Genomic DNA, 14,403 nt, shown 5'->3' with positions numbered 1-14,403 from the left:
GTTTTCCGCACAAGCTGTTTGCGCTTTCCTTTAATTCCGGGCATCGTCGATCACCACATCATCCAACTGGCGTGTGTGTTCCGGGTAGCGCAGCTTCACTGCCTCATACATATACGGCGCAAAGGAGCAGTCGAACAGCTCATACGGCGTACAGGATTTGTCATCGTATCCATTCCAAAGATTATAGGCAAACCGTGTCAGCTTGGTTGTGCCGTTGGTCTGCCATCCTGCGGCCAGCGATTCCGGCTTGATTTCGTCCTTTTCAAAATTGAAACAAGCGTCAATGTTATTCCGAAGTGCGGGTACTGCTGTCAAGATGTAAATCAGTGCGCGGTGGTAGCTGTCCATTGCCTTGCAGCGGTTGAGGTGGGTTAAGTATGCCCTACGGTGGGCAGGGGTCATAAACTTAGGTTCGGTCATGGTGGTGTCCTCCTGCTTTCTTTATATATGAGGTTATATTTTTGAGATTCTAAGGCGGGCGACACCCCGCCTTTTGTTTGTGTAAAATCATGCTCTTAGCGTTCTCCGTGGTCGATGGGTTTGATTTTCAGCTTATTGCCATCGCGCTGGAATTGCTCGTACTGTTCAGGAGTGCATTTCATCGGCAACAGGCCGTGCGGCGTGGGGAGAAAGACAACAGGGTTATGATACAGCCTTTCATATAAGAAAACCTGTCTATCAGTCAAACTGATAAAGTCTTCTCCGCCATTGCCGCAGACCACAAAAGAACCTGCAAGAAAATCTGTATGTCCGTAAAGCCGGTTAGGCGGCAAACCGTCAATCTTCCCGGAGTCGTTGCAGATAACGCAAACGCTATCTCTCCACGGACGGCAACATTCAATATCACCGCCGACAAGCTCCTGCAATGCCCTTAATGTGTTGGGAATTGTGCGTTCCTCCGGGTATTTACCGGGCTGTACATACAGCACGCGGATTTCATTTTCACTCATAGGATTCACTCCATTTCACCGGGTTTAGTCGTGAGTAATTTGTAAGTCTTAGTATCCTTGGGCTGGGGGTTGTTGAAAGGGATAAGGCTGTTGCCCATTTTGATAATGCCCTCACCGGGCTGGGCCAGCAGCAAGTATTTTCGCTGCGGCTCGGACAGGCCGTACAACTCCACCACGCTGTCAATGTCCTTGGTCTGTCGCAGCATGACCACAAATTCGGAGTTTGCCAGCATGGCATAGGCGGTGTCATTGGTAAGGCAGTCCTGCACATTTTGCGTGATGCCGGTGGCGTAGGCGTTGTACTTTCTGAATCGCTTCCAACTTGTGTACAGGAAATTGGCGCTCAAAGAATCGCGCAGCAGCAGATAGATTTCATCAAAGTATACCCATGTGGCGGCCTTGGGGTCGTTGCGTTCGTTGCTCATAACGGCGGTGTTGATGTACTCCAGCATAGAGAGCATGGCAACAGGTTTTAACTGCTCTCCCAAACTTTGGATATTGAAGCAGATCAGGCGGTTGCTCATGTCCACGTTGGTGGGCTGGGCGAACGCTTGCATACTGCCGGTGGCGAAAATTCGCAATGCAAGCGCGATTTCCTTTGACCGTTTATCGCGCTGATTGTTCAGTGCCATCCACAAGTCTTTGATGGTCGGGCATGGCGCGGTATAGTGGGATTCCATCAAAGGTTTATAGATGTTTTCAAGGGCATCGTCAATCAGACTTTTATCACCGGCCAGAATATGCTCCTTGCCCATTATCTGCTCACACAGGCTCAATACAAATTCTGCCTTAGCAACATGGGGAGGTATTTTCGTTGCTTTATCGTATTTGAAGTCCAGCGGATTAAAGTGCGTAGCGCTGTCCACCGAGATATTCACAACCTCGCCGCCCAATTCCTGCACAAGCGGCGCGTACTCATTTTCGGGATCTACGACATAGAATCTAGCCTTAGTAAACCGCAGATACAGCATCAAAATTTCCAGCTTAACAAACATGGATTTACCGCCGCCGGAGGTAGCGACAACCATTGCATTGCCGTTCACAAGGCTAGTGCGAAGCCCGATGATGAGGTTGCCGGTCACGGCGTTTCTGCCGTAACAAATGCCGCCCGGTGTGAGAATTTCTTGCGTATTGAACGGTACAAGTGCTGTCAGCGATTTCGTCAGCATCGTGCGCACACTCTCGATGCGGCGCAGACCGTAGGGCATAGCCGTGTCAAAGGCGCGTTCCTGCTGAAAGTACAGCTCGGTGAATCGGCAGTTATAGTTTGCCGCCGTGGTTTTCAGTGCATCGGTTTCCAGCGCGAGATCTTCCAGTGTGTCAGCAAAGTAAGTGACAGTGAGCAGGCTCAAAAACATTTGCTGGTCATTTTCCGTCATTTCTTTACGGATGCTGGCAATGATGCGATCCTGTTCCTGCGTCCGCTGCGGTACGGAGGAAGTGAAGTCCAGATTTTCCACGGATTTCTTATTGAAACGGACTTTCTCGGCATCGGTTTTCATCTGCGCATTGTCAATTTCTTTGAAAGCATCCTCGGTTTCCACCGGCTCAATGTCGATTGATAACACAATGTATGGCACTTGCTGAAGCAGTGCGGAGATAAACTTATCATCAAGCTGCTGCGGGTACTCGCTGATCGTCATGCACTTGGCATAAAAATCCTCGATTTCAATATGCTTTTTGCAAAAGCGGATGCAGTCCGGGGCGATAGAATCGCGGAAGTCCTGCCCTAGTTTGGCGCAATTATCAAAGTCGAAGTTAAAACGACCCTCCTCGGAAATGCGGAAAAACTTGTGCAGTACCTCCAGCCGTGCGCGGTTGTCCAGCGGCGTGACGGCACATTCCAAGGCGGAAAATGCAGACAGCAAATGCCCCTGCACCTGTACAAAGCGTTCGCGGGCCTCTTTTACGCCGGGTTTGTTCGTGGACACGATGATGTACTTATGCTGCACCACATTTCCATTTTCGCGGGCGTTGGCCTTGATTTGGCGGTTACGCTCGGCGCGGAGGGCATCAAAGCCGTCGTTCTCGCGGTGGTACAGCACATCACGGGCAAAGGCTTTTTCATCCATGCGCTGGCTGACGATGCAGACTTGCATCCAGCAGTCAGCGGGGATGCCCGCGTAGACCGTGCCAAGCTGCGTTAAAATATTCTGCTTGGCCGCGTCACTCTGCATGGCGTAGTTGATGTCGCTGATTTGCCACATCAAGCTGAACACATTTTCCGATTGCCAAACACCGTCTGCATAGATTCTGTCGATGGGGATGCTCTGCTGCACGGAACGGGGCATTTTATAGCTGCCGCGCGTTTTTCGCGTAGATGCGTACTCACTTAGTCTCAATGCTTATCACCTTTTTTCTTTTTGCAATATTTGTTTTCGGTTTTCCATAGCCGCCAATCGTTTCTGATAACTGTGCTGTCTATTACAACAAGCAGAAATTTTTCAAAGGTCAGACAGTCATAAGTAAAAAATCCTGCTGCTGCAATCGGCGCGGCGGCCACAATGCAGACCCAGCCCGCCGTTTCATGACCCAACAGCGGGGTTAGCCCCAAATAGACCGCAACTGCCACGGCAATGGCCGCGCCGGAGCAAATCATCTGCCGCAGATTCAGCCCCAAAAAGATTTCCTCTTGGTAATGGCGGATTTCTTTATTTATCGGAATTTGCATATTACAACCCCATCATTTCATGGATAATTCGGTCAGAGCCTTTTATTAGCCCCACAAGTACGAGCATATTGAACACGGTTTCGGCAAGGTAGCTCCACACAATAGTGGTCGCCTCGCCGCTGGCTACTGTTGGCGTACTGACAAACGCCGAGTAAATCACGCAGGCCAGCACAATGACCGCACCCTCTAAGCACACGCCGACATAACTTTTCAAAAATGATATGCCCACGGATTGTGTGCTTTCCCCCGCAAAAGCCGCCAGCGGCAGCGGAGCCAGCGCTGTGTACATATACAAACGGAAGAAGCGGCCATACACGGTAAGGATCATTACAAAGGAAAGCACCGTAATGAACAAGCTGCCGAGAATCGTTACGAGCCATAGCGGTATGCTGGCGAGAAATCCCACATTTTCGATAGCGGTCTGCATTTCTGCGGGCAGCGACACCATAGCTTCTGAGATACCGCCCATGCTGTCGGCCATATCTGTGACGATGCCGTTACAGATGGAAAACACATTCAGCATAATGTCCATGCCATAGCCTACAAGTGTTTTTGCCGCCACAAAGCGGAGAAAGTAATGGATCGCAGCTTCGGGGCGTTTTAACTCGTGAAAATTCATTGTGTTTTTGCATAGCGATATAGCAAAGAACAGCACGACCAGTGCATAGCCAATGCCAACCATACCATTGTGCAGTGTCTGCATCACGCTCCACACTGCGCCGCCCTTAAAAGTTTGGGGGCCGGTTGTCACCAGCCCCCATAACTCGCCCAGCTTTCCATTCCATGTGCTGAACGCATTGTTCAGATTCTCAACAATCCAGTTTTGATTCAAGTTTTCACCCACTTTCAGATAAAAGAAAACAGCCGACAGAAAGTCTGCCAGCTGCATAGCTTAATTAAAAAAATTGTTTGTTATTAGGGTGTCCATTGTAGAAGCAACTGCATCACACACTTCATCAAAGCTGATGGTTGAAGCGTAGTCGAAATCTTTTCGGTAATTATCCCATTGCCTACGCATAATCTCGCTGTTTCGCACCGTTTCCACAATTGCTCTATAATCTTGCAAAATCGAATCAGAGCCTCGCTTACTGGCTGTAGCCATCAGTGCCGCCCCTAAAGCGGGAAAGTCTATATTTTCTGCTTGCAGTTTGGTAAGGATATAGACATCATAATAATCTCTTGGCCGGGTATTCTGGTCACTGCGAGATATTACAGTCTCCAGCTTTTCCGCCAGAATGGTGGCCAAATTGTATGCCATAACTTGAATATGACGATCTTCCAGCATCAACTTGTAGTCATATTGAATTTCGCGTGGTGTGATTTTATCGCCAGTAGTAATGTCCAGCTTTAAGGGAACTGCCATAGGCGGAAAATCGGCTGTCAAAGCTACGCGGTATCCAGTATATTCATCACCCTCCCGGATTTCACCAATGCTTTTGAATGTAAATGTGATGTCATCGTCAACAGGAACGGTGAGAATCTTCTCTATCATTTTTTGGACGGTATCCTGCGTAACTGGATAACCCTTTATGGTAGCATCCATATCCATTGTCGCTCTGGAGTTCAGCCCCACCATAGAGGAAATTAAAAAGCCACCTTTGATAATGTAATTATCCCGATACGGGGATAATGATACCCGTTCCAAGAATCGTTCCAGCATATAATTTTGCAGAACAAGCTGTGCGGAAATCTGGTTTTCTTTCGCCAGTTTTTTCATAATCGCTTTCAGCTGCATAGCGTTTTTCATAATAGTACCTCCAAATAAGGACGCAGCCGCTTTTCTACGCGTAGTTGATGAGCATATTCCGAAAGCAAAGGAATGTTCTTGTCTTTACGGCCAGCGTACCGTTTGAATGCATCTGTAATGATCTGAATATCCGTGTGGCTGATGGGCTTTAGAATTTCACATAGGGTTTTTTCTGCATTGTAGGCCCAGACTGTATTTCCGGCAGGGGTGTCAACCAGCGCGATTCCAAGACTGTAATAAGGCTCTTTCTTGCAAGAGCATAAAATCCCCGCTGCTTTTGGACTGGATGTATTATATCCATAGGGAAATGCCATGTGAAACTTGTGTGGTGTCCTGTCAGTCAAATCATGCAGAAACAGTGCGGTATCCAATGCAAATACACCACGCTTATATCGTTCTTGAATGGATACAAATTCATCCTCCCAAACTTCCGGCAGGGTATATACCCCACGGGAGACCTGATCTAATCGGCCTGTATCGGCCAAATATTTCAAACTTCCGCGTGATATTCCGGCAGAAGAAATCATAGCAGCAGTTACGATGCCATTATTTTGGGAAGCCAACTCTATAATCTTCGTTGTAGAATCCATAGCACACACCTTCTCTTGAATTGACTTTTATGCTAAACATTATACGCTTATTTAGCATAAAAGTCAACGAGACGGCATCGCTTACAGAATCATATCCAAAATGTCCTTTGCAAAGTAAATGACCACGCCGCCGAAGAACGTCATAAAGCCTTGTGCCCGCTGGCTGGCATCGTGGCCTTTGAGGGCAAGGCCGATTTGCACGATGCCGAACCCCAGCAGGATCGCACCAATGGCTTTGATAGCGCTGAACACAAAGTCGCTCAGATTGTTGATGGTCGCCAGCGGGTCATCTGCAAACGCAGGCATGGCCATAACAAAAGCAGCGGCAACCACCGTCGCCGCCACAAGATAAAGGCGCTTGATTTTGCGGTCAGTCACCTTGGTCGTATTGAGAGAAGTTTTCTTCATTTTCATAATAATTTTCCTCCGGGTGTTTTTCTAAGTAGTCGAGCTGTTCGTACATTTCTTCGGTGATTTCGGGTGCTGTCGCTGCGGCAACAGCGTCCATTGTGATAGTGACGGCGTCACCCATATAGTCGGGCGGCATTACATAAGGCTCACCTCCTGCATCGGGTGTATATTTTACATTCGGGTGGTGGAGCAGATTATACTTTTTGTCGATGACAGGGTCCTCGCTTCGCATCAGCAGCAGGCACTCATCGTCACGCATACGGCGAATTTCATCTGGCATACACAGTTCACGACCAGCGGTTTGCAGGCTGTCGCTGCTGCTGCCCCGGCTGCCTTTGCCAATGCTTTGGCTTTTGGTGCGTTCGGTTTCCTTGCCGAGAATTTTGGAAAGATATTCGTAGGTACCGTACTCGTTGCCGCCGAGGTAAAGCAGGGTGTCACAGTTTCCGATTATGCCTTCCCAATCGTCTTTGAACAGGCTTTTTAGCTGGGCGATGTTCTGCAAAATAATGTCGCAGCTGATATTTCTACTTCTGCAAACAGCAAGAATATTCTTGAAATTCTTCGGTAGTGCAACATTTGCAAACTCGTCCATCATCAGCCGCACATGAACCGGCAGCGCACCGTTGTATTCCGGCGTGGAATCTGCCAAACGAAAAAGCTGGTCGAAAAGCTGCGTGTAGAGCATCGTCGCAATGAAATTAAAAGTTGTGTCATTGTCGGGCAAAACAATAAATAATGCCCGCTGCTCCAGCCCCATACGCGGCAGGAACATTTCATCGCGCGAAGTCATTTCTGCAAACTTGCGGGAGTTGAACATGTACAAGTTTGCCGCTGCCGAAATCAAAATGGATTGCAGCGTCTTTTTCGCACCCAACATAAAAGACTTGAATTGCAGGACAGCGGGGTGCTGCGGGTCGCGGCGCTCCAGTTCTCCAAACAGCATCATCAAGGGGTTCTCGACCATTTCATTTTCGCTGACTTGGCAATTCAGAATCATATACATCAATGTGGAAAAATTCTGCTCACTGGCAGGGGCTTCGTACATGAGATAGAGAATCAGTGCGGAGATCAGCAGCACAGAAGAATCATCCCAAAACTTATCACCGCTGCTGGGGGCATCCTTGGGTTTGGTGTTGTTGACAATGGCGAACGCCAGCTTGATGGCGTCCTCATCGGTTTCGAGATAGGCCATCGGATTGTAATGGCCTTGAAAATGCACAAGGTCAAGCACTGTCACGCTGATACCTTTCGTTTCCATGATTCTGCCGAGGGTGCGTGTCAACTCCCCTTTGGGGTCCAGAAAAAGATAAGAGCCAATCAGTTGCAGCGCGTTGGGCTTCACATAAAAGCGTGTCTTGCCGCTGCCAGATCCGCCGATTACGATAATGTTGAGATTATGTTTATGCGCGTGGCTGTCGGTGCTGAAGCGTACATTCTCGGTCAAGATGTAATTTTCTTTGGAGTCTTTGGTGTTGCGGTACTTGATGTTTAGTCTGTGGGCGCTGCCCCACTTGGCCGTACCATGTTCCGCGCCGGGGTGGCGGTCTGCTTGGTCGAGCATATAGCAGTAGACGGCCAACGGATAAAGCACCAGCACCGCCAGCAGAAATTTTGGAGTGCTGGCGCACCATTTCAATGCCATAGGATTGTTGAGAATAGAGCTTAGTACAACGGTGATTTCTGCCAGCCCCTGCGCCTGTTCAGTTGCCTGTGCCAGCGCTGCGGCAGCAAACAGCAGCGGTATCAGCAACAGCCCGTACAGAATAATTTCTGTGCGGCGGTCTTTATTCGGGCGCATGATGTTTAGCGGGCCTCGTCCCGCTGCGGTGAGCTTTGGCCGCGCTGCAAACCGAGTGCCTTTTCCACAGTGTCTCCAATAGTCACAGACAGTTCCCGAATTTCTTCCAGTGTTTTGCGTTCCTCACCGGGTGGAATGTGGGTGTCCATCCCGTCCAGTGTAGCGGCAGCGGTATCGGGCATCGGCAGGGAAAACCGCCCGCAAAACTCCACCGAAACGGCCATTGCTGTTTTTCGCAGATAAGGCGCTTGGGAGATACCCGGCGTGTGCTGCTCTGCGGTTGCAATGACGATTTCGGCGGGCAGTCGTGCCAGCACTTCACGCTGCGGCATGGCCGTTGGGAACACAATCGCGTGTTGCTCGGCATCGTACCCGACAACGCCCTCGTTTTGAAATATGATGTTGACCGGGGAAAGGCGCTCCAGTTCCTTGATGGCCTTGTCCATCTGCTCCGGCTTAATTTCAGGAATCGGATACGGCTTATTGCCGTAGGTCATGGACACATCGAAAATTGAGCCGACATTATAATAACCATTGACGCGCACAAGCTGCGGGATGCCTTTTGCCCCTTTGTTTACGCGCCGCCCGAATTTATCCCAGTCTTTGGCGGTCAATACGGCCCGCGCTTGCGGCAGGGTTTGCAGCACAAGTGCTGCATTGCCGGATGTGATATGACTACCAAGCCGCCCCCTGCCGTACAGATAGTCGGCAAGGCGCTGGCCATCCTGCACAACTTCCTGCAATACGGATTTTTGCGCCGCAATGGTTTCTTTAAGTTCGGCTTGCTTTTTGGCTTTCCACTCCTCGATGGGCAATTGCTGTTCGTACATTTATCGCTCCTCCTTCGCAGTAATATCCTGCACTTTTTCCTGCGCCTGTTCTGCCTTCTGCGCTGCATTTTTCAGTGCCATAATTGTGGCTCGCACAGATGGGCGTGGGTCAATATCCAAAGGATTCTTCCCGCGCGTCAACAAGCTGTCGCCGGATTGACGGCGGGTTGGGTCTTTTTTTCGGTCTGCCGTAGTGACCTTGGGAATGGCATACCCAAGCTGCTCATAGATACGGTTCAGTTTGGCGACATCTTCGGCTTTGAACATGACGTCAACTTTTTCGTTCTGTGCCTTATCCTTGATGACCGCGAATAAAACGCCGTACTGCTTGGCCAATTCCTTAAACTGTCCCACGTCTTTGCTTTGCAGGGCAATAATTTTTAGTTCCTTTCCCTCCCGCAACAGACGGTCAAGGCTAGTTTTGCCTTTCACTTTAGGATTTTCCTTGGCATAGGCCAGCGATAAGGCCAGTGCATTTTTAATACCCAGCGCAGACAGCTTAATGGCTACTTCGGTAACCTGTAAGGCTTCCCGCACCATCTGATCGGCTGCTTCGCCTCCGTTGTTCATCTTGTTTCACCTCATTTCGTTCTTCCTGTGCGGCAAGTTCTGCTTGCCGTAGTTTTTCCTGCACCTCGGCAGCATCTGTTTCGATGTCGGAACAGATGTAAACCTCATGGCGCAGGGCTTTCATTTGCTGGGTCAGTGATTTGATTTTTTCTTCCCGCGCGGCACGTTCCGGCTCACGTTTTTGGCGATACAGAACTTTGCGCTGGCGGGCAAGCTGTTGGATTTGGACTTCTGCATTTTCCTTGTAGGCCAGCAGTTCATCCATAGTTTCAATATGGTTTTCCCATAGGAATTTCGTTTGCTGCTGGTATCGGCTGAACAGCAGAAAATCCTCACGCAGCAAAAAGTAGCAGCGCTTTGTTGCCTTGCCGTGGTAGGCTTTCCGCAGCAGGGCGCAGTAGTGATAGTAGCAAGCCATAAAGCCGGATACCTTCGGATACCGGCGCGGCAGCTTGCCGCGATACCTCGCCCGCTGCACAGTGGGCTGTAATTCTGTGGGCTGCCATTTCGGTTTTGCCGGGGCGTTTTCCTGCCGGTATTCTTGCTGCATTTCGGTGGGCATACGGTGCAGTTTATGGTAGTACTCCCGCAGCGCTGTTTCAGAAAAGCGCGGGTCGAGCCGGTCAATGCGGATATTTCGCTGGGCGTCTTTATGGCGCACAGCCATGTGTTCCACACGCGGGCCATATTTGACCGTGTAGCCCATGTTCTGCAATTCCGTGATAAAGCCATCAAAGCTGTCGGCGGCAGCAATAGCCTGTTCCACATCTTTGCGTACCATACCACGAATGGTAGGCTTGCCGGTCTGACCGCTTAGCCACTCGTCATAAGATTTTCCCTTGCCGTCCGTTTCGATTACGGACAGCCGATTCTCTCTGCAAAGTTCATCGGAAGTTTCGCGGATACCTTTATAATAGGTATTGAAATCGCTTCGGAACATTTTGCCGTCAGCATAGGACACAGAATTAACAACTATATGATTATGCAGATGCCCTCGGTCAAGGTGAGTTGACACAGTACATTCAAACCGATCTGCGAGAAAGCGTTGCGCAAACTCGCAGCCGATTTGGTGCACTTGGTCGGGCGTGGCTTCACCGGGAGAAAAACTTTGAATAATATGATAGGCCAAAATGTTGCCGTCTTTTACAGGCTTGCGCCAGCGCTGTTTGGTTTCCATCATAATTTCATAGGCGTTTTGCGGTATGCAGTTAAATCCGCTTACATATAATTGGTGTTCGGTTTTATCATTGCTTTGGGTGTAACTAAGCAGCCTGTTTAAGTCCTCTGCACTTCGGCGCTCTGTTTTCTTTGGATTGCTTGTGTAGTCTAAACACAGATTCAAGTTCGACTTCACCTTGATAATTTTGGTATATGCCATATCAAAGACTATCCCTCACACAGCGCCACATATCTTCCAGTAGGCTTTGCGCTCTGTCCAACTGTGAAGCACTTACTCGGCCTGTCGCATTTGCAATGTGGGTCAACTGATTCAAATTGTTGCCGATGGCCGCCAACTGCTGGCGCAGCTTGTTGTAGCTGTTGGGTGGTGCGGGTTTGATTCTGCACCCCTCCACCAGCGCACGAACAAACGGCTCCATTTTCATGCCCGCAATTTCGCACTTTCCTTTTAAGGCTGCATATTCTTCCTCCGTGAAACGGACAGTCAACTGCTTTTTTCGTTTTGTGATAATCGCGCACCTCCTTTTTTGTAAAATACGGCGGCAAAGTCCACGGGGTCTTAGGGGGGCCCCCTAACAAGTGGTCGTTTTGCTGTCATGACAGCAAAATGACATGCTTGCTCGTACTGTGCCATAGGCACAGTACGCCGCTTGCTGAAAATCACCACGGCAGTTGCCGCCTCTTTCGGGTCGCATAACGTTCGACACGACGAGCCAGCCGAAACATATTAACCCGGTCACGCAGGCTGTATTCCATCGCCGTGACCTGTACACCGTGCTGCATGAGCCGCTTGAAAAAGGAGTACAAGTGGCGCTCCTTGCCGCTGATCTGCCGCATACGGCAGATGTAAACGCGGTCAACTTTTCCACCCTTAATCTGCTGCATCATATCGCGGTAGCCGGGACGCAGCAGCCAGCCGCCGCGCTCGTCAATGCTTCCACCGACAATATCACAGCCGTCATGCAGAGCCTGCATTGAGCAAACTTTATAGCTGTTCATTGTGCCGTCATAGTCACCGGGAATACGCGCGTACACCCACGCGCGGAGTCTTTTCTGTTCGTCCATTGTTCACCGTTCCTCATAAAAACTTAGTTGTTCGCCCTCCTGCCGAAAGCGTTCGTCTATCTCACGAAAAGTTCGCCGCCAACTAAAACGTTCGGTGGGTTTATTCGGCACGTCCTGTAATTCAAGCAAAAGCTGCCAGAGTTCGGGGTGGTATCTGTAGAGATGCCGCAGTTCGCTGATTGACGCGTTCGGGCAAAACCAACAACCCCCGCGTTTAGTGAAGTCATACAGTGGGGACAGCAGCTCCTCAGCTGCGCACATAGACCTCGCTTCGGGTTCGGCCACATGGTACTTGTCCAGCAAAGAAATCTGACCGGGCTTTAATCGTGCCAGTCGCTTGGGTTCATCTGCGGCGATGCCGATGTACTGCACCGTGTCCGGGGGCAATGCCTTCTGATATGCCTTGATCGGCGGCAGCTTGCAATCCCGCTGAATTGTACAGCGCCCACTCAGAGGGAATCCCGAAAGCATCCCCTTGGTTTTTCCTCGTGTGACAACATGGTAAAAGCAGGATAGATAGGTCTTTTCGGAGCGCAAAACCCGTGTTGGGATGCCGCGCTGTTCAAAATACGGGATTGCCGTTTCGTGGATAAATCGGTTGTGTTCGGGCAGCTCGCCGGATATTTCCTCGCTGAACATGACCTCGCAATACACAAGTTCGTCCAGCGGTTCACCATGCTGCAAGGCCAGCAGCGCGGTGGCGATACTGTCTTTTCCGAAACTGCAACTTAAAATATGTTTCATGTTTTTTCTCCAATAAAAAGCGGGCGGTCCGCGTGGACCGTCCGTCTGATAAGTGTACTTCATTTTTGCTTATTCCTCGGTGTCATTATCCTCATCGGTGCGGGGAGCCAATTCCTTGCTGCGGGCACTCTTATAGATCAAAATTGCCAACCCTACAAGAGAGATTCCCGCAATCGCCAGCAGCAACCCCAGCGGAGAATTATCGCCGGTCTTAGGAATCGTCAGCAGCGGCGTGGGGGGTGCAGTGGGTGCAGCGGGCGCTGGGGTCGTGTTCGGCGTTGGCTGCGGGGTATGGTTCGGGGTCGGCGTGTTGTCGGGGGTAGGTGTCGGGGTGTCCTCGCGAGCATCTTTCATTACCACGGTCTGAATCTCGCCGGTGGGCAGAACGGTAAAGTCGATACTTTCTGCAACCTTGTAGCCGTTGGGTGCGGTGATTTCCGTCAGTGTATAATCTCCTGCTGGCATCTTTTCCACATAATGTGGTCCGTTTGTGGAAATCCAACGGTCAATCTCGGTGCCGTCCTTGTCCTTGATAACCAGTTCTGCGCCGGGAAGTTCTTCGTTGGTGGTGATGTCTACCTTGGAAATTTTTACCTTGATGGTATCATCAAACATTTCAAAGGTCTGCACCTCACCGTTGGGCAGCACCTCAAACTCCATGCGCTCCGCAATGGCATAACCGTCCGGGGCAGTCACCTCGGTCAAAGTATACTTGCCAGCAGGCAGCCTTTCCATGTAGTGCGGTGCATCGGTAGAAACCCAGCGGTCAATTTCGTTGCCTTTTTCATCGGTAAGCGTAAGTTCTGCGCCGGGAAGTTCTTCCTTGGTGGTAAGGTCTTTCTTGGAAATCTGCACCTTGGTAATATCATCCCGCATAATAACGGTGGCATCGTCCAGCAGTCTCCAGTCATCCCACTTCCAGAACAAAATGTTCTTGGTGGTCAGATAGTAAACTTCGCACTCCTCCAAAGGATTGCCGCCCTCGTCAGTTTTCTGAATCAGGCGGAACGTAATATTATCGGCCAGTGCGTACCCATCGGCGGCGCGGATCTCCGTCAGTGTGTAAGATTCACCGAAATGCAGCCCGGTCACGCGATGCGGTTCATCGGTGGACACCCATGTGGTTACGATGTTGCCATCCATGTCCTTGATAGCAAGTGTAGCGCCGGGCAGTTCTTCATCGTTGGTAAGGTCGCGCTTGCTTACCCACATTTCCGTAGGCTTATTGGAACAAGTGTTATCCAGCACCATAATAGCTTGTCCGTCATAGGTGAAAGTAACCTCCATCGGCTCCTCGTTGACATAATAGCCGAGAGGGGCGCGGAGTTCCTTGACGATGTAATTACCGCTGTTGGTGGTGGCGTCCTTGCGGATGCTGCTGCCGTAATACTCGCCGCGAATGGGAATATCGCAGTCAAAATAGGTGTAGCCGTCTGCGCCGGTTTCGGGGCTGGTGGCGACCAGTTCGCCCGCTGCAAACAGCAGTTTGCCGTCAACGCTGTAAATATCATCAGCCGTGTACAGGTTGAATACTGCACCGGCAAGGTATTTGCCGGTTTCGCGGTCAACCTTGTAAACGCCGACTTTGGCTTTTTCGCGGTCATTGTAGAATTTCAAGGTCTGCTGCTCGATGAAATCTGCGTTGGCATCCTTGCTGCGCACGACCTCAAAACTCTGGGAAGATGCAGCGCCGTCAACCTTGGCAATGCTCGTGGCCATAACCACATCGTTCAGTTCGTTATCCCATGCAAAGGTGACATCATAGCTTTCAGTGGTGCCGATATAGCCGTAAGGCGGCTTGGTTTCCTCAATGTGGTAGCTGCCCAGCGGCAGGGTCACACTGAC

The 14,403-nt window shown here is 50.3% G+C and carries 16 protein-coding genes; all 16 read right to left on the bottom strand.

Annotated elements, in window-relative coordinates:
- Positions 1-30 precede the first annotated feature (30 nt).
- Entirely contained in the window at positions 31-420 is a 390-nt protein-coding gene (locus C4885_RS01610; protein ID WP_113998748.1) for a DUF6075 family protein, read from the bottom strand.
- Between the two features lie 95 nt (positions 421-515).
- Positions 516-950, bottom strand: a complete 435-nt coding sequence (locus C4885_RS01605) for a DUF3846 domain-containing protein (RefSeq protein WP_113998747.1) — start codon at positions 948-950, stop codon at positions 516-518.
- A 5-nt stretch (positions 951-955) separates the two neighbouring features.
- Entirely contained in the window at positions 956-3,241 is a 2,286-nt protein-coding gene (locus C4885_RS01600; RefSeq protein ID WP_147237733.1) for a VirB4-like conjugal transfer ATPase, CD1110 family, read from the bottom strand.
- A gap of 47 nt (positions 3,242-3,288) precedes the next feature.
- On the bottom strand, positions 3,289-3,621 hold the full coding sequence (locus C4885_RS01595; RefSeq protein ID WP_113998745.1) for a PrgI family protein: 333 nt from the start codon (positions 3,619-3,621) through the stop codon (positions 3,289-3,291).
- Position 3,622: 1 nt separating this feature from the next.
- On the bottom strand, positions 3,623-4,453 hold the full coding sequence (locus tag C4885_RS01590; RefSeq protein WP_113998778.1) for a hypothetical protein: 831 nt from the start codon (positions 4,451-4,453) through the stop codon (positions 3,623-3,625).
- Between the two features lie 60 nt (positions 4,454-4,513).
- Complete coding sequence (locus C4885_RS01585; protein ID WP_113998744.1) at positions 4,514-5,368, bottom strand: nucleotidyl transferase AbiEii/AbiGii toxin family protein; 855 nt, start codon at positions 5,366-5,368, stop codon at positions 4,514-4,516.
- Positions 5,365-5,958 carry a type IV toxin-antitoxin system AbiEi family antitoxin domain-containing protein gene (locus C4885_RS01580; protein WP_113998743.1) on the bottom strand — a complete coding sequence of 198 codons (594 nt, stop codon included), beginning with the start codon at positions 5,956-5,958 and terminating at the stop codon, positions 5,365-5,367. The genes C4885_RS01585 and C4885_RS01580 overlap by 4 nt, the downstream gene beginning before the upstream one ends.
- An 81-nt stretch (positions 5,959-6,039) precedes the next feature.
- Positions 6,040-6,366 carry a TrbC/VirB2 family protein gene (locus tag C4885_RS01575; protein WP_371681612.1) on the bottom strand — a complete coding sequence of 109 codons (327 nt, stop codon included), beginning with the start codon at positions 6,364-6,366 and terminating at the stop codon, positions 6,040-6,042.
- Positions 6,329-8,170: a VirD4-like conjugal transfer protein, CD1115 family gene (locus C4885_RS01570; protein ID WP_113998741.1), complete on the bottom strand. Its 1,842-nt coding sequence runs from the start codon at positions 8,168-8,170 to the stop codon at positions 6,329-6,331. The genes C4885_RS01575 and C4885_RS01570 overlap by 38 nt, the downstream gene beginning before the upstream one ends.
- Before the next feature lie 5 nt (positions 8,171-8,175).
- The gene (locus C4885_RS01565) at positions 8,176-9,000 is read right to left on the bottom strand and encodes a hypothetical protein (RefSeq protein WP_113998740.1); all 825 of its coding nucleotides are present in this window, start codon (positions 8,998-9,000) and stop codon (positions 8,176-8,178) included.
- A complete protein-coding gene (locus C4885_RS01560) occupies positions 9,001-9,570 on the bottom strand; it encodes a PcfB family protein (RefSeq protein ID WP_113998739.1) in 570 nt (189 codons plus the stop codon). It lies immediately after the preceding gene.
- Positions 9,500-10,948 carry a relaxase/mobilization nuclease domain-containing protein gene (locus tag C4885_RS01555; RefSeq protein ID WP_113998738.1) on the bottom strand — a complete coding sequence of 483 codons (1,449 nt, stop codon included), beginning with the start codon at positions 10,946-10,948 and terminating at the stop codon, positions 9,500-9,502. Before C4885_RS01555 ends, C4885_RS01560 begins: the two co-directional genes overlap by 71 nt.
- 1 nt (position 10,949) lies before the next feature.
- Complete coding sequence (gene mobC / locus C4885_RS01550) at positions 10,950-11,258, bottom strand: plasmid mobilization relaxosome protein MobC (protein ID WP_371681611.1); 309 nt, start codon at positions 11,256-11,258, stop codon at positions 10,950-10,952.
- Between the two features lie 151 nt (positions 11,259-11,409).
- On the bottom strand, positions 11,410-11,814 hold the full coding sequence (locus tag C4885_RS01545; RefSeq protein ID WP_113998736.1) for a recombinase family protein: 405 nt from the start codon (positions 11,812-11,814) through the stop codon (positions 11,410-11,412).
- A 3-nt stretch (positions 11,815-11,817) separates the two neighbouring features.
- On the bottom strand, positions 11,818-12,621 hold the full coding sequence (locus C4885_RS01540; protein ID WP_242979445.1) for a phosphoadenosine phosphosulfate reductase: 804 nt from the start codon (positions 12,619-12,621) through the stop codon (positions 11,818-11,820).
- Positions 12,622-12,627: 6 nt separating this feature from the next.
- Positions 12,628-14,397: a SpaA isopeptide-forming pilin-related protein gene (locus C4885_RS01535; protein WP_113998735.1), complete on the bottom strand. Its 1,770-nt coding sequence runs from the start codon at positions 14,395-14,397 to the stop codon at positions 12,628-12,630.
- Positions 14,398-14,403 lie beyond the last annotated feature (6 nt).

The organism is Subdoligranulum sp. APC924/74 (assembly GCF_003324125.1).
In the GTDB taxonomy this organism is placed as follows: domain Bacteria; phylum Bacillota; class Clostridia; order Oscillospirales; family Ruminococcaceae; genus Gemmiger; species Gemmiger qucibialis.
The sequence above is the reverse complement of the archived record's forward strand: the minus strand, read 5'-3'. Positions and strand labels throughout refer to the sequence as shown.

What these genes read in the sequence shown, in the direction of transcription:
- C4885_RS01610 (WP_113998748.1), bottom strand. Translation starts at nt 420, where the DNA reads ATGACCGAACCTAAGTTTATGACCCCTGCCCACCGTAGGGCATACTTA.
- C4885_RS01605 (WP_113998747.1), bottom strand. Translation starts at nt 950, where the DNA reads ATGAGTGAAAATGAAATCCGCGTGCTGTATGTACAGCCCGGTAAATAC.
- C4885_RS01600 (WP_147237733.1), bottom strand. Translation starts at nt 3,241, where the DNA reads ATGCCCCGTTCCGTGCAGCAGAGCATCCCCATCGACAGAATCTATGCA.
- C4885_RS01595 (WP_113998745.1), bottom strand. Translation starts at nt 3,621, where the DNA reads ATGCAAATTCCGATAAATAAAGAAATCCGCCATTACCAAGAGGAAATC.
- C4885_RS01585 (WP_113998744.1), bottom strand. Translation starts at nt 5,368, where the DNA reads ATGAAAAACGCTATGCAGCTGAAAGCGATTATGAAAAAACTGGCGAAA.
- C4885_RS01580 (WP_113998743.1), bottom strand. Translation starts at nt 5,958, where the DNA reads ATGGATTCTACAACGAAGATTATAGAGTTGGCTTCCCAAAATAATGGC.
- C4885_RS01575 (WP_371681612.1), bottom strand. Translation starts at nt 6,366, where the DNA reads ATGAAGAAAACTTCTCTCAATACGACCAAGGTGACTGACCGCAAAATC.
- C4885_RS01570 (WP_113998741.1), bottom strand. Translation starts at nt 8,170, where the DNA reads ATGCGCCCGAATAAAGACCGCCGCACAGAAATTATTCTGTACGGGCTG.
- C4885_RS01565 (WP_113998740.1), bottom strand. Translation starts at nt 9,000, where the DNA reads ATGTACGAACAGCAATTGCCCATCGAGGAGTGGAAAGCCAAAAAGCAA.
- C4885_RS01560 (WP_113998739.1), bottom strand. Translation starts at nt 9,570, where the DNA reads ATGAACAACGGAGGCGAAGCAGCCGATCAGATGGTGCGGGAAGCCTTA.
- C4885_RS01555 (WP_113998738.1), bottom strand. Translation starts at nt 10,948, where the DNA reads ATGGCATATACCAAAATTATCAAGGTGAAGTCGAACTTGAATCTGTGT.
- C4885_RS01545 (WP_113998736.1), bottom strand. Translation starts at nt 11,814, where the DNA reads ATGGACGAACAGAAAAGACTCCGCGCGTGGGTGTACGCGCGTATTCCC.
- C4885_RS01540 (WP_242979445.1), bottom strand. Translation starts at nt 12,621, where the DNA reads ATGAAGTACACTTATCAGACGGACGGTCCACGCGGACCGCCCGCTTTT.